This window comes from Limnobacter litoralis (assembly GCF_030160455.1).
GTDB classification, from domain to species: domain Bacteria; phylum Pseudomonadota; class Gammaproteobacteria; order Burkholderiales; family Burkholderiaceae_B; genus Limnobacter; species Limnobacter litoralis.
Genome location: NZ_BSOJ01000001.1, coordinates 1 through 14,230 on the forward strand (window position 1 = coordinate 1; position 14,230 = coordinate 14,230).

Below are 14,230 nucleotides of genomic sequence, written 5' to 3' on the forward strand. Positions count from 1 at the left end.
CATCGGTCATTTCCTCGAAAGAGGTTAATTGGCCGAATGCACTTACACAAATTTATTTACAGCCTCAACCTATGGGATTCTTACTGTCCTATGAGCATTCGTAAAATCGGTCAGGTGGTTTGTTTCTTTGTTCTGCCTTGTTCTTTGGCTTTCACATGGTTCATTAACCATTACCCCGAGTACTTTCCGACTCTTCCTCAAGAATTGGCCATCAAGTTGGTGGAGTTCTATGGTGCTCAAAATGCGGAACAGGTGGCTGATCTAGAGGTGGTTATTGGTTTCGTTACAGGGCTCGTTATTTTTGGAGGACTTTCGCTCTTCTTGTTCAGGTTCAAGAGTTCACAGCACGAAGTGTAGGAGTCGATCGGTTCCTACCTTCAGGCAATTTTTTGATGTCTCAACTCACTGGAGAACGCGACAGTTCCGGCAGTACGCAAATCTCAATGACGTAGACTCTGTAATGACCCAGTGGAGTCCCTCAAGTTTGGCTTAACGGCCAAGAACTTCTGATGGCTTCGGATGTCTCCCGAGTTTCAAATGATTTTCCCGCTAAAATGGCGGCATGAACCAAGCCGCCAATCTTCCCGCCAGTTTTGTCCACCTTCGCATGCACACCGAATTCTCGGTGGTTGATGGCATGGTGCGTGTGGGCGAGGCCGTTAAGGCTGCCGTGGCCAGCCAAATGCCCGCTTTGGCCATCTCCGATCTGTCCAACCTGTTTGGTTTGGTCAAGTTTTACAAAAAAGCCCGCGGTGCGGGGGTCAAACCCATTGCCGCTTGCGACGTTTGGATCGAAAGCGCGCGCGACGATCAACACCCCGCCAGGGCTTTGCTGGTGGTGCAGAATCACGCGGGTTATTTGCAGTTGTGCGAAATTCTCAGCCGAGCCTATTTGCAAAACCAGGTGCGCGGCAAGGCCATCGTCAAATACGAGTGGTTTGAAGAGGTGGGCTGCGACGGTCTGATTGTGGTGTCGGGTTTTCAGCACTCTGACATCGGCCAGTTTTTGCTGGCAGGCAAGCAGAAGGCGGCTGAAAAGGCTGCACTGCGCTTTGCACGGCTGTTTCCGAACCGTTTTTTTATTGAATTGCAGCGCGACGGCAGCAAACAGGCAGACAACCTGGTGAATTTGAGTTGCCAGCTGGCGGCCCGATTGAAACTGCCCGTGGTGGCCACGCACCCCATTCAGTTTTTGAAACCGGACGATTTTCGTGCGCATGAGGCACGGGTGTGCATTGCTGAAGGCGAAATGTTGTCCAATCCGCGGCGCCCGCGCAAATTCACCGAGCAGCAGTACTTCAAAAACACGTCTGAAATGCAGGCGCTGTTTGCCGACATTCCAAGCGCCGTGCGAAACACGCTGCTGATTGCGCAGCGTTGCAACCTCACTCTGGAATTGGGCAAGCCCAAGCTGCCACTGTTCCCCACGCCAGACGGCATGACACTGGACGATTACCTGATTCATTTGTCCAAAGAGGGTCTGGAAAAGCGCCTGGTGCATTTGTACCCCAACCCGGCTGATCGGGAAAAGATGCGCCCTGAATACGATGCCCGCCTGAAAATTGAATGTGACACCATTGTGTCCATGGGTTTCCCGGGTTATTTCCTGATCGTTCAGGACTTCATCAACTGGGGTAAAAACAATGGTGTGCCGGTTGGGCCGGGCCGGGGCTCCGGTGCGGGTTCCTTGGTGGCGTACGCCTTGGGCATTACCGACCTCGACCCCCTGCGTTATGACCTGCTCTTCGAACGGTTTTTGAACCCAGAGCGGGTGTCCATGCCCGACTTCGACATTGACTTCTGCCAGGACAACCGCGACCGCGTCATTGAATACGTGAAGCAGCGCTATGGCCGTGACGCGGTCAGCCAGATTGCCACCTTTGGTACTTTGGGTGCGAAAGCGGTAATTCGCGACGCCGGGCGTGTGCTGGACATGCCCTACAACTACTGCGACGGCCTGTCCAAGCTGATTCCGCAAACACCGACAGACCCCTGGGATCTGGAGCGCGCCCTGAATGAAGAGCCCACGTTCAAGGAGCGGGTGGAAAACGAAGACGAGGCCAAAGAAATCATCGCCGTGGCCAAGCCTTTGGAAGGCTTGACGCGAAACATCGGCATGCACGCCGGTGGCGTGTTGATCGCCCCCGGCAAGCTAACCGATTTTTGCCCGTTGTATTGCGCCGATGGCGCACACGATTCCGTGGTGTCGCAGTACGACAAAGACGACGTGGAAGCGGTGGGCCTGGTGAAGTTCGACTTTTTGGGCTTGCGCAACCTGACCATTCTGGACTGGGCGGTACGCTGGGTTCGTGAAGGTTATGAAGACCGCGCAGACTTTCGTTTGGAAGATTTGGCGCTGGACGACCCAGCGGTGTATCAGCTCTTCTCGGAAGGCAACACCACTGCCGTGTTTCAGTCTGAATCGCGCTCGGCGAAAGACCTGGAAAAAAAGCTCAAACCCGACAACTTTGAAGACATTATCGCCTTAATGGCGCTGAACCGCCCTGGGCCTTTGGGGTCTGGCATGGTGGACGACTTCATTGCGCGTAAAAAGGAACAATCCAAAACGGGTGTTGGGCGCTCAGAATGGTATTTCCACCCCAAGCTGGAAAGCACCCTGAAAAGCACCTATGGTGTGATTGTTTATCAAGAGCAAGTGATGCTGGTGGCCCAGCTTTTGGCGGGCTATAGCCTGGGTGGCGCCGACCTGTTGCGCCGTGCCATGGGTAAGAAAAAGCCCGAAGAAATGGCCAAGCAGCGTGAAATTTTCACGACGGGTGCCACCGAGCGTGGTGTCGACCCCGCCCTGGCCAAGCAGTTGTTTGACCTGATGGAAAAATTTGCGGAATACGGCTTCAACAAGTCGCATTCGGCCGCTTACGCGCTGGTTGCGTTTCACACGGCCTGGTTGAAGGCCCATTATCCGGCGGAGTTCATGGCGGCATCCATGTCCTCTGACATGGACGACACCGACAAGGTCAAGGTGTTTGTCGAAGATGCGCTGCACGCTTGTCAGGTGCCTGGCAAAAAGGCCGGTACCTACCTGCAGGTGCTTCCGCCCGATGTCAACGAATCCGATTATCGTTTCACCCCGGTCAAGCTGGAAGGCGACACCAAGGCCAGCGCCATTCGCTATGGGCTTGGGGCTGTAAAAGGCACGGGGCAGGCCGCCAGCGAGGCCATTGTTGCGGAACGCAAGGCCAATGGTCCGTTCACCAGCCTGTTTGATTTCACAAGTCGGGTAGACCGCAAACAGATTAACCGCCGCGCCATTGAGGCCATCATCCGCGCGGGTGGGTTTGACTCAATCAACCCCGACCGTGCGCGCTTGTTGGCCAGTGTTGGCCCAGCCATGGAATGGGCTGAACAGCAGGCGGCCACTGCCAGCCAGGTCAGCCTGTTTGGCGACGACCTTGGGGGCAATGCACCGCCCGAGCTGGTTGATGTGCCCGCCTGGGGCGAGCGCGAGCGTCTGCAACAAGAAAAGACAGCCTTGGGGTATTACTTCAGCGGGCATTTGTTCAACGCCGACGAAGCGCAGGTGCGCAAATTTGTCCGTTTGAAACTGAAAGACCTGGCCCCTTCCCGTGAGCCCGTGTGGATGGCTGGGGTGATTGCGGGTTTGCGCACCATGATGACCCGCCGAGGCAAAATGGCGATTGTGTTGCTGGACGACGCCTCGGCCCAAATCGAGTTGTCCATTTTCAATGAGCAGTTTGAGGCCAATCGGTCCTTGCTGAAAGAGGACAGTTTGCTGGTGGTGCAAGGCCGGGTTTCTGAGGATTCCTACACGGGTGGTTTAAGGGTGTCTGCCGACAACCTTTACAGCCTTGGTGCAGCACGTGCGCATTTCGTCAGCCGCTTGCGTCTGAAAATGAACGGGCAATCAGATGCCCAGCGCCTTCAAAGTTTGCTGAGCCCCTTTGTTGACACCGAACAAGGCTGTCTCGTTGAAATTGATTATCACAACAGCCAGGCCGCTTGCGTGGCACAGCTTTCCAGCGACTGGAAGGTTCGCCCCGAAGAAGAATTGTTGCTGAACCTGCAGGACTGGCTGGGTGAGGGCAACGCCAACTGGATCTATTCATGAGCCCTGCGCCACAAAAGCCCGTTGACCTCTACCGCCGTCTGCTGGCCTACAGCCTGAAATACTGGCCTCTTTTGGTGGCCGCACTGGTGTCGCTGGTGTTTGCTGCAGTCACGGAGCCTTTGTTTGCGCGCCTGATGAAGCCGCTCATTGATGACAATTTTTCAGCCACCCGAACCAGCACGGCCAAGTGGTTGCCCCTCATCATCGTGGCGCTGTTTTTGGTGCGTGGACTGGCTACGTACATCAATGAATACTGCAGTGCCAAGTTGGCGGGACTTGTTGTGGTTGATCTGCGGTTCGACATGCTGTCCCGAATTCTGCGTTTTCCGAATTCCTATTTTGTGGAGCAACCCGCGGGCAAGGTCATTTCGACCGTGTCGACCAATGTGGACATGGTGACTGAGGCGGGCTTCAACATCATCACCGTGGCCATTCGTGATGGGGCAATCGTAATAGGGCTGATGGCCATGTTGCTGTACACCAACTGGCAGCTCACCCTGGTCTGTATTGCAATTGTCCCCTTGATCGCCATCGGGGTGAGTGTGGCGGCCAAGCGCCTAAACCGCTTTGCGCACAGTGCGCAAACCTCTCATGCTGACCTTGTTCAAAGCATTTCCGAGGTCATCAACGCCCAAAAAATCATCAAGATATACGGTGCACACCGCGTTGAAACGGACCGCTTCATGAAAAGTGCCGACGACATTCGTCAAAGCCGCGTGAAGTTGGTGGCCACCAGTGCGGCGAATTCGGCCATCGTTCAGTGGATTCTCGCAGTGGCGGTGGCGTTTGTTGTTTTTTTTGCAGGAAAGCTGGCCAGCAAAAACGCCATGACCGCGGGGGATTTTGCCTCATTCATGACGGCCATGATGATGCTGCTGACCCCGGTCAAGCGTTTGACCAACATCAACCAACAGCTGCAAAAGGGCTTGGCGGCCGCCGACAATGTGTTTCGTGTGGTGGATCGCGCCATTGAAACGTCGCAGGGCACACACACCACCGAACGGGCCAAGGGGGTGATTGAATTCGACGGTGTTGGTTTGCAGTACCCCGGCACCGACGTGCCCACCCTGAAGCGGATTGACCTGACTGTGCAGCCAGGCCAGACGGTGGGCATTGTTGGGGTTTCTGGTGGTGGCAAATCGACGTTGATTAATCTGTTGCCGCGCTTTCTGGACCCCACCAGTGGCGAGGTTCGTCTGGATGGCGTGCCGCTGAAGCAGTGGGATCTCGAAAGTTTGCGTCGTCAGATTGCGATTGTAACCCAGGAAAGTCATTTGCTGAATGACACCGTCCGCCACAACATTGCCTACGGTGAAATGCGTCAAGCCAGCGAGGAAGCCATTGTCGAGGCCGCGAAAATGGCCAACGCCTGGCCTTTCATTCAAAAGCTGGACAATGGGCTGGACACGGTGTTGGGTGACAACGGCCTGCGCTTGTCAGGCGGACAGCGTCAGCGCATTTCCATTGCGCGTGCCTTTTTGAAAAATGCCCCCATTCTGATTCTGGACGAAGCCACATCCGCCCTGGACTCTGAGGCGGAAAGGGAAGTGCAAGACGACATGGAGAGGCTGCGCCACGGTCGGACCACCTTGGTGATTGCGCACAGGTTGTCCACCTTGGTCACAGCCGATTTTATTGTCGTCATCGAGCAAGGTGAAATCATTGAGCGCGGCACCCATCTGGAACTTCTTGCACTGAAAGGTCGCTATCACTATCTGCATTCCATCCAGAATGTAGAGGCGGTCAGCTGACTGCCGTGCGTGTTCAGTGGTTGGAAAATTCGGTCAGTAATTCGCAGATACGGTCCACCTGGTCCAGCGCCAGATCGGGGTAAATCGGCAGACACAACACTTCATTGGCAGCCTTGTTGGCATTCGGCAAATTCTGGACGCTGGCCGACGGCATGCCCCGATACATGGGCATGCTGCTGATCAGGGGGTAAAAATAACGTCTCGTCAAAATGTCTTGGGCTTTAAACCGATCGTACACTGCGTCCCGACTCAAGGGAAATTCCGGATCAAAGAAGATCGGAAAGTAGGCCGAGTTTCCCACGGTGTCATCGGGTATCGGCAATAGGCGTATGCCCGGCATGTCACTCAAATACAGGCGGTAGCGTGCTTCAATCAGTCGGCGTTTCGCCAATGCAGCTTCAATGTATTTCAGTTGAAGCAGGCCCAGCGCTGCGTTGAATTCGCTCATTTTTCCGTTGATGCCGGAAGCGGTCACCGTCACTTCATCTGCAAATCCAAAATTCTTCAAAAACCCAATGCGTTCTTTGGTGGTCTTGTCGGGGCAAATGATCGCGCCCCCTTCAAAGGTGTTGAATACTTTGGTGGCGTGCATGCTCAATACCGACAAATCGCCATGTCGAAGAAGGCTTTCGCCCTTGTATTGCACCCCAAAGGCGTGCGCAGCGTCATAAATCACGCGCAGGCCATAAATGTCGGCAATTCGCTGAATTTTTTCGACATCACAGGGGTTGCCATAACAGTGCACCGGCAAAATGGCAGTAGTGCGCGGGGTAATGGCCTCTTCAATGCGAGCAGGGTCCAGGTTCAGCGTCACCGGGTCTACATCGACGAACACCGGCTTCAACTCATTCCACAACAGGGAATGAGAGGTGCAAACAAAGGAATAAGGCGTGGTAATGACCTCGCCTGTAATTCGAAGTGTTTGAAGCGCGGTAACCAGTGCAATGGTGCCGTTGGCAAACAGCGCCAGTTGGTCAACACCCAGGTATTGGCTCAGCGCCACTTCAAGCTGCTTGTGGAAAGGCCCGTTGTTGGTCAGTATCTTGCTGTCCCAAATTTCCTGCAAATAAGGAATGAATTCCTCAAGTGGTGGCAGGGCCGGTTGGGTCACAAAAATTTTTGAGTCAGCCACACTGGCCTCCCGCTTACAAAGTCATTCTTGCAGTGTAAACCGGGCTGACTGCCTGCAGATCGCCATTTACGGGGGGTAAGTCCCGTCTGTTCAGGCTTTCAGCTCGCAAGTCGCTCGTCAATGGCTTTCAACACCGCCTCGGTTGGAATGGCGGCGAGCAGACGGGTGGGGTCCTCGGTGTTAATGCTGTCAGGGTGGGGCAGTGGGCCATAATCCCCCGCGTAAACCACCGTGGCATTGTGCGACCACGGGCGCCATTCATTGACCCACGAGGGGCCAAATAGAGCAACTTGCGGCACATTCAAAGCGGCAGCCATGTGCATGGGCGCTGAATCGACCCCAAGGTAAAATCGGCACCCTGACAGCAGGGCAGCCAACAGCGGCAAACTCATGCTGCCGCCCCAGTTCACCAACGTTCTGCCGTGTAGCTCAGCCTGGCGCGACAAGTCCTCAATGCGGCGGGTCATGGCCAACTCCACAGGGTCAGGGCTGCAGGTCAGTACGATGTCAAAGCCCTTTTGCGTCAGATGCGAAACGGCCTGTGCAAACCGATCGTCCTCCCAACATTTGAAAGGCCAGCGGGCCGCGGGATGAATCAACACAAAAGGCGAATTAACCCCGACCTGCTTCAGCTTTTCAGTGGCCTGCGCCAAATAGCGGTCTTGTGGAATCAAAACGGGTGAATACCGCTTGCCCTTGGGGTCAATCCCAAAATGCTGCAGGCACATCAGGTTCAGTTCTACCGCATGCGCCTGCCCCCTGGGTGGGGGCGTCACGCAGTGGGTAAAGCTGTGGTGCCAAAAAGGGCGGTCACGCTTGGCCACAAACATTTCGATGCGCAAGGGTGCGCGGCTGAAACGGGCCAACAAGGCCCCGATCCACTGGTCAGTTAAGTGAACCACCGCGTCATAGCGTGCTTTGCGCACCTTCAGCAGCAGGCCCAGTTCATGCCGAATCCGCTTCAGCCCTTTCATCTTCCGGTCAATGGTCATCACCCCATCAATGTGCGGGTTACCCTCCAGCAGCGGCGTGGTTTCCTTGTAAATCAGCACGTCCAGGTGGCAGTTCGGGAAATGCCCCTTCAGCGCTGAATACAGGGCGGTACTCAGCAACACATCGCCATGATGGCGCAACTTGATGACCAGGATTTTTTGCAAAGCGAATCACCTATTTCGAGGCTGCCCTCAACTGGCAGGGCAGTGGATGCAAGTAAACTTCGTCGTATTATCAGTCAAAACGTCGCACAGACAGGTCCCTTCGTCCAATGCCCACTGTATACATTGATGAATTTGTTGGAATATCCAACCGCTTTGAGGCTTTGCCCCTGGCTTTCGCCATCCAGAAAAAGTTCGGGCATCCCATCGTGCTCGACTGGCATGAGCTGGACTCATTCTGCGTAAAGGGAACCAAACGGGGAAAAGTGGGCCTGTTTGCAAAACTGGGTGCACTCCGGGTTCGAAACTGCGACCTTAGTCTTTTTGAATCGCTCGGCAACAAGAAGGTAATCTGCAGGTCGCTTGACGGGCCCTCAGAATATTTAGATCCGATCTATCTCGAGGTTGCTCGCAGGGTCAAGGCAGCGCCTTTTGTCGTCGAGGGCATACAGCGAGCGTTTGCCCCCTGGCGGGGACGCCCTGTCGTGGCTGTTCACATTCGTCAGGGCGATTATCAACTGGTCAGCGAATCCCGCTATGACATAGGCGCCGAGTGGCCAGCCGTGCCCATCTGGTGGTATGCAGCGGCCATGCAAAAGGTGCTTGAACTGCAACCGGATACCGTGTTCTTTTTGGCGTCCAACGGCTCGGCAGAGGTGCTTAAGCCCATCACCGATCGTTTTCCTGTTTTTCAGCTGGATTTAAAGTCGCCCTACACCTACAAAGGGCCAGACCATGCCTCAGAGGTCAATCCAGTGGCAGACCTGTTCGCATTGGCGTGCTGCCCGGTTCTACTGGCTACACCGGTGTCTGGCTATTCTCATTGGGCCGCCAATGTGATGGGGGCGCCTTCTGATTCCATCGTACCAATATCCGGGTGCACTTCAGACAATCCTCAATTTGGTCTGGTTCGCATGTTTGGCTCGCGAATGCCACGCTGGCGTGAATCAGGCCGCACAGGCAGCGACATTCTGCCATTGGGCGAACGTTGGCAGGGTGTCGATCTTTCCCGTCCCGCAAATCTGGAGTGGCTGGCCACATGACCGCTGTGTTTTTCACGGAAAGTTCACGCAACATGGGTGGACAGGAATTTCAGTTGCTTGATCAGGCTCAAGGATTGAAGTCTCTGGGTTACAGTCCATTCGTGCTGTGCAGACAAGGCAGCCGTGTCGGGGAGGAAGCGCTGAAGCGTGGGCTTTCGGTGGAATGGGTGCCCTTTCGCAATGCCGCCCACCCGCCCAGTCTGTGGCGTGTGTCCCGTTTGCTCCGAAAGCATCAGCCCGTCGCTGTGGTGTGCCACAGCGGGCACGATTCCAATGTGAGCGCACTGGCTGTGCACGCCCTGGCCGGTTTAAGCTGTCTGCCATACAAACCAAAGCTTATTCGCATGCGCACCTATCAACCCGGGCCTGCAAAAGCATTGACTTACAATCGGTTGTTTGATGTCACGTTTACGCCCAGCGAGGCACTTCGAGATCAGTTATTGACCAACCCTGCAATTGATCCATCCCGGATCGCAGTCATGTACCCGGGCATTGATTTTGATCAACTTGACCGTCAGGCAGCGCCCATGCCGACCGGCCAACTTGCTGAATGGTTATCTGATTCGTCCAGGCGTCCACTCATTGTGCATGCCGCCATGTTTCGCCTTGAAAAAGGGCACAGCTTCATGCTGGATGTCATTGAGCGACTGATTGCCGATTATCCGGGTCTGACCTATCTGGCGGCGGGTGAAGGTGAGTTGCTGGAATCTGTTCGAGCGGAGGTGCAAAGGCGAGGTCTCGCCAAGCATGTCCTGTTGCCAGGCACAATCAAGCCCGTGGCGCCCTTGCTTGCCCGTGCAGACGTGGTTGTCATGCCCTCAAGCTATGAACCGCTGGGGATGAGTCAAATTGAGGCTTTGGGGCTTGAGACCCCTGTGGTGGTCAGCAAGGTTGGGGGCCTTCCGGAAACGGTGGTTGATGGACAAACTGGCTTTGTGTGCCCGCCGCCTTTTGAGAAAGGCGCGGTTGAGCGTTGGGCCCACGCTTTAAGTTTGATCTTTTCGAAGCCTCTGGATGCCAAACGCATGGCAAAGTCTGGCGCGCTTGCCGTACGTCACCAATTTGGCCGTGAGGCGAATCTGGCCAGGCTGGTGGAACAATTCAGCCTGCCGCGACTCCAAACCGGTGGATACTCTTGAAAAGCCTCTTTGTCCCTGTCCCGAATGTTTCAATTCATGCCCGCCGATGCCCCTCGTCCTGATCCCGAATTCAAGGCCTGGCCCGAACAGGAACTTCGTCGAATCGGCATCTGGTGTTGCGGGGGACTTCAGGAGTCGCTGGCCGCTCGTCGATTGTTGAACACGCTTCACGCCACACATCCTCAGGCAAGCCTGATTGTGTTGGGAGCACGAGATGCGCTCGCTTTTTTTGAAATGGACGAGCGGGTTGCTGCCTTTTTGCCGTTGAATGCCTTGGAGCCGCCCAGACCGACACAAGGCCGCGTGGCGCGTTATCTCGAGAATCGCGCATCGTTCAAAAAACTGCGCGGTCTGCAATTGGACGCTTGTGTGTCGGTGATGCCTGTTGACAATGAGACCTTGTATTCTCAAATAAAGCGCAGCTGGCGCCTGTTCGTTCGAATGCTCGCGTTTCGACCTGAGAGAGCCATCGCAGTGCAGCCCTTACTGGCCAACCCTGTGTCCTACCAAGCTGAGGCCCTGCAGCCCGGACCGCAAGCCATCGCTTATGCCAACCAGGTCTATCACCATGCGCCACCACGCTGCGTCAAGGTGCTTGTTTATCTGGGCAAAGCCACCGAGTCATTGTCTGTATTGCAGCAGCGCGAAGAATTTGCAAGTCAGTTGATTCAGCGCAGGCGATCTGAATTGCTGGGTACCATGGGCCACGAGCTGTTTGTCAGTACCCTCGTCGTAACCACGGGCAATAGACTGCTGCGTCGGCAATTGACGGCCAACCTGGGCAGCCTTACTTTGGTGAACTGGAACCAGTTGATTGGGCATATGGCCTATGTGGATTGGGTGTTGCCCGTGAGCCCCGATATCACAGCGATTGCAGCCGAAATGGGTCGTCAAAAAGTGATTTTCCCCTTGTAATCCAGCAATTGCGTCATTTCAATCGCTCCGCCACACACTTTTACAGTTGTAAATACCCCCTCGCCGATGTTGCATGTCAGCTACAAAACCCTGTTCTTTTGAATTTTCTCCGGGTGATTTGGTTGGTTGCTCTTGGGGTGTGCGTGTACATTGTTTCTCGTGCCGTCTGAATAGGCGGCAAATATTCAACCAACACTAATAAGGGTGAAATATGAACAAGAAGCTTTTAGCTGCTGCTCTGGGTCTGGCCTTCGCTGCCCCAGTATTCGCTGATTCATCAAACGTAGTTCTGTACGGCCGTGTGAACGAAAACCTCGTTCATAACAAGACTGACGGTACAGCCGGTCAAGGCACAACCATGCAAGACGTGTCTTCACGTCTGGGCGTGAAAGGTTCTGAAGATCTGGGCGGCGGTCTGTCAGCCATCTTCGCCTACGAATTTTCAGTTGCTGCTGACAACAACAACGGTGTAGGTGGTCGTCATTCCTACGTTGGTTTCAAGAGCAACGAACTGGGCACCCTGGTATTCGGTAAGCAAGACGGCGGTAACGACTCTCAGGCTCCTTTGTATAACCAGGCCCAAGAAGTTGCTTATGGTGTGTCCAACAACGGTGGTGAGTTGACAACAATCGGTGGCGGCTTTGGTTACATCGGTAGCGGCATCAACACTGCCACCAATTCCTACTCTGTGATCAACCGCACTCAGCGCGTTGCTAACGCCATTGGTTACGCCAAGAAATTTGGTGATGTCGAGGTGAACTTCCGTCACGCCATGGTTGGTAAGGACAATCTTGGTGCTCCTCCTGCTGGTGTAAACTCATCAGCAACTGTTAATGAAAGCGGTGCACGTCAAACTGAAATTGCAGCCACATATCGTCACGGCCCAATCACCGTCGGTGGCGGTTATCAAGACTACACCTACGCTAACTCTGTAGCATCTGGCGTTGCCGCTGGAGCCGACAACCTGGACAATTTGTATCAGTTGGTCGGTGCATACGACTTCAACGTGGCGAAAGTTAGTTTGGTATATGGTAGTGCCAAGCTGCGTCAACCAGTTGCTGGCGACGACCGCATTGCCGACTACCGCCTGTCAACATGGGTTCCAATCAATGGCAACACCGGTCTGACAGCTTCTTACGGCCGTGCTGACCAGCTGGCCGCTCCTAACCTGAAAGACAAAGTACTGCAGGTTGCTGCATACTACGACTTCAGCAAGCGCACTCGTACATACTTCGGTGTGAACCAGGCAAAGAAAGAAGTAGCTGGTACAAGCGATCAAAAGACTACTGCCGTAGTTTTGGGTCTGCGCCACAACTTCTAATTTGAGTTTTACTCAATTTGAAAGTGAAAAAAGCCACCTTCGGGTGGCTTTTTTTATAAGCTTAGAGGCGTTGAATCAGAAGCGCAAATCTGCAGCGGTTTTTATTTCAAATTCATATCCAGCTGAACACCGCACAACGCCGAACCAAATCCGTTTTTGGCGCGGTTGCTCATGCAGCCCAGCGAGGTTGTTTGCAGTTGATCTTCCGAAATTCTCAGACCAAAGAACAGGTCGTGTCGATCCGACATCATGTCTTTGTTCATCTTGAACACCCAGTCACCATGTCGCCAGTTGGCGGTCAATGGCATGCGGTTCCGGTTTTGTGAAAGCTTGAAGCCATAATTGGCTGTGCCTTCTTCGAGGTAGGTCCAACGTCCCCATTTGCTCAAGGGGCTTTCCTGGTCCAGATTCAAGGACACACCACCCGCTTGGGCAAAAGACACCAGCGGAACGACAGCCAAACACAGCGCAGCGATTGTCTTGTTCATAGGTCTCGTCCTTTGGAACGCTTCTAAGGGTTTAGAAACCATCCCGAGTTTGATGGTTCCATTATGCGCCCAACCCGAGAACAGGAAAAGATGGAGTAGTGGCGGGAATGCCCGCCACCTTGTTGATTTAAAACAAGAATTTCGAAGTGCTGATTTGATTTAAATTGATATGAATCAATCAGATGGGTGCTTTATTTCCCAAATTGCTTTAAGCCCAGCTTGTCAAACAGCTGACGGTCGCGGTCTGCTTCGGGGTTGTCGGTGACCAACAGTTTTTCACCGTAAAAAATGGAATTCGCGCCCGCCAAGAAGCACAGCGCCTGTGTGCTTTCATTCATTTGTTCACGGCCAGCAGACAGGCGGACGAACGAACGTGGCATGGTGATTCGCGCAACAGCAATGGTTTTCACGAAATCAATCGGGTCCAGCTCGTCATTGTCAGCCAGCGGCGTGCCTTCCACTTTCACCAGGTTGTTGATGGGCACAGACTCGGGCGGTTTTTCCATGTTGGCCAGTTGGGCAATCAGTGCTGCACGCTGTGTCAGGCTTTCACCCAAGCCCACGATGCCGCCACAGCACACCTTGATGCCTGCCTCTCGCACGTTTTCAAGGGTGTCCAGCCTGTCCTGGTAGGTGCGGGTTGAAATGATGTCACCGTAGAAGTCGGGTGAGGTGTCCAGGTTGTGGTTGTAGTAATCCAGTCCCGCCTTCTGAAGGTCTTGAGCCTGATGGGGCTTGAGCATGCCCAGCGTGACGCAGGTCTCCATGCCCATGGCCTTGACGGCCTGGATCATCTCACCCACCGCTTCCACCTGGTGGTCTTTGGGGCTGCGCCATGCGGCACCCATGCAGAACCGGGTGGCGCCCTTGTCTTTGGCGGCCTTTGCCGCTTTCAAGACCTCATCAAGCGGCATTAGTTTTTCAGCGTCCACGCCGGTGTCGTATTTGGCCGATTGTGGGCAATAGGCGCAGTCCTCGGGACAGCCACCGGTCTTGATGGAAAGCAGAGTGGACAATTGCACCGCATTGGCGTCGAAGTGTTCACGATGCACCTGTTGGGCTTTGTAGATCAGGTCATTGAAGGGCAAGTTGAACAATGCTTCGATTTGTTCGACGGTCCAGCGAACGGTTTGCCTGGTGGTGGCCGCTTGTTTGGCCTGCTTGCCCGTCCAGGTGATTTGGCTTTCCATGGTTTTT

The 14,230-nt window shown here is 54.5% G+C and carries 10 protein-coding genes and 1 pseudogene; 7 read left to right on the forward strand and 4 right to left on the reverse strand.

What is annotated here, in order from left to right; all coding sequences use genetic code 11:
* The 3 genes and pseudogenes from QQJ87_RS00005 to msbA form a co-directional block, all read left to right on the forward strand.
* Nucleotides 1–357 (forward strand): annotated as a pseudogene (locus QQJ87_RS00005) (hypothetical protein); the annotation flags it as partial.
* Nucleotides 358–562: 205 nt separating this feature from the next.
* Nucleotides 563–4,090, forward strand: coding sequence for a DNA polymerase III subunit alpha (gene dnaE / locus QQJ87_RS00010; RefSeq protein ID WP_284279194.1), 3,528 nt, complete (start codon nt 563–565; stop codon nt 4,088–4,090).
* On the forward strand, nt 4,087–5,841 hold the full coding sequence (msbA, locus tag QQJ87_RS00015) for a lipid A export permease/ATP-binding protein MsbA (protein ID WP_284279195.1): 1,755 nt from the start codon (nt 4,087–4,089) through the stop codon (nt 5,839–5,841). Before dnaE ends, msbA begins: the two co-directional genes overlap by 4 nt.
* 13 nt (nt 5,842–5,854) lie before the next feature.
* Here msbA and QQJ87_RS00020 read toward each other — a convergent pair whose 3' ends face one another.
* Together QQJ87_RS00020 and rfaQ are read right to left on the reverse strand one after the other, a co-directional pair.
* Entirely contained in the window at nt 5,855–6,973 is a 1,119-nt protein-coding gene (locus QQJ87_RS00020; RefSeq protein ID WP_284279196.1) for a DegT/DnrJ/EryC1/StrS family aminotransferase, read from the reverse strand.
* Between the two features lie 98 nt (nt 6,974–7,071).
* Nucleotides 7,072–8,130, reverse strand: a complete 1,059-nt coding sequence (rfaQ, locus tag QQJ87_RS00025; RefSeq protein WP_284279197.1) for a putative lipopolysaccharide heptosyltransferase III — start codon at nt 8,128–8,130, stop codon at nt 7,072–7,074.
* 107 nt (nt 8,131–8,237) lie between these two features.
* Between rfaQ and QQJ87_RS00030 the strand changes: the two genes are divergently transcribed.
* The 4 genes from QQJ87_RS00030 (at nt 8,238) to QQJ87_RS00045 (ending at nt 12,545) form a co-directional block, all read left to right on the forward strand.
* Nucleotides 8,238–9,170, forward strand: a complete 933-nt coding sequence (locus tag QQJ87_RS00030) for an O-fucosyltransferase family protein (RefSeq protein WP_284279198.1) — start codon at nt 8,238–8,240, stop codon at nt 9,168–9,170.
* A complete protein-coding gene (locus tag QQJ87_RS00035; protein ID WP_284279199.1) occupies nt 9,167–10,309 on the forward strand; it encodes a glycosyltransferase family 4 protein in 1,143 nt (380 codons plus the stop codon). Before QQJ87_RS00030 ends, QQJ87_RS00035 begins: the two co-directional genes overlap by 4 nt.
* Before the next feature lie 36 nt (nt 10,310–10,345).
* A complete protein-coding gene (locus QQJ87_RS00040) occupies nt 10,346–11,224 on the forward strand; it encodes a hypothetical protein (protein ID WP_284279200.1) in 879 nt (292 codons plus the stop codon).
* 211 nt (nt 11,225–11,435) lie between these two features.
* Nucleotides 11,436–12,545 carry a porin gene (locus QQJ87_RS00045; protein ID WP_284279201.1) on the forward strand — a complete coding sequence of 370 codons (1,110 nt, stop codon included), beginning with the start codon at nt 11,436–11,438 and terminating at the stop codon, nt 12,543–12,545.
* A gap of 101 nt (nt 12,546–12,646) precedes the next feature.
* Here QQJ87_RS00045 and QQJ87_RS00050 read toward each other — a convergent pair whose 3' ends face one another.
* Both QQJ87_RS00050 and bioB read right to left on the reverse strand, forming a co-directional pair.
* Complete coding sequence (locus QQJ87_RS00050; RefSeq protein WP_284279202.1) at nt 12,647–13,033, reverse strand: hypothetical protein; 387 nt, start codon at nt 13,031–13,033, stop codon at nt 12,647–12,649.
* A gap of 191 nt (nt 13,034–13,224) precedes the next feature.
* A complete protein-coding gene (bioB, locus tag QQJ87_RS00055; RefSeq protein WP_284279203.1) occupies nt 13,225–14,223 on the reverse strand; it encodes a biotin synthase BioB in 999 nt (332 codons plus the stop codon).
* Between the last annotated feature and the right edge of the window lie 7 nt (nt 14,224–14,230).

What these genes read in the sequence shown, in the direction of transcription:
- QQJ87_RS00030 (WP_284279198.1), top strand. Translation starts at nt 8,238, where the DNA reads ATGCCCACTGTATACATTGATGAATTTGTTGGAATATCCAACCGCTTT.
- QQJ87_RS00045 (WP_284279201.1), top strand. Translation starts at nt 11,436, where the DNA reads ATGAACAAGAAGCTTTTAGCTGCTGCTCTGGGTCTGGCCTTCGCTGCC.
- dnaE (WP_284279194.1), top strand. Translation starts at nt 563, where the DNA reads ATGAACCAAGCCGCCAATCTTCCCGCCAGTTTTGTCCACCTTCGCATG.
- QQJ87_RS00040 (WP_284279200.1), top strand. Translation starts at nt 10,346, where the DNA reads ATGCCCGCCGATGCCCCTCGTCCTGATCCCGAATTCAAGGCCTGGCCC.
- bioB (WP_284279203.1), bottom strand. Translation starts at nt 14,223, where the DNA reads ATGGAAAGCCAAATCACCTGGACGGGCAAGCAGGCCAAACAAGCGGCC.
- QQJ87_RS00035 (WP_284279199.1), top strand. Translation starts at nt 9,167, where the DNA reads ATGACCGCTGTGTTTTTCACGGAAAGTTCACGCAACATGGGTGGACAG.
- msbA (WP_284279195.1), top strand. Translation starts at nt 4,087, where the DNA reads ATGAGCCCTGCGCCACAAAAGCCCGTTGACCTCTACCGCCGTCTGCTG.
- QQJ87_RS00050 (WP_284279202.1), bottom strand. Translation starts at nt 13,033, where the DNA reads ATGAACAAGACAATCGCTGCGCTGTGTTTGGCTGTCGTTCCGCTGGTG.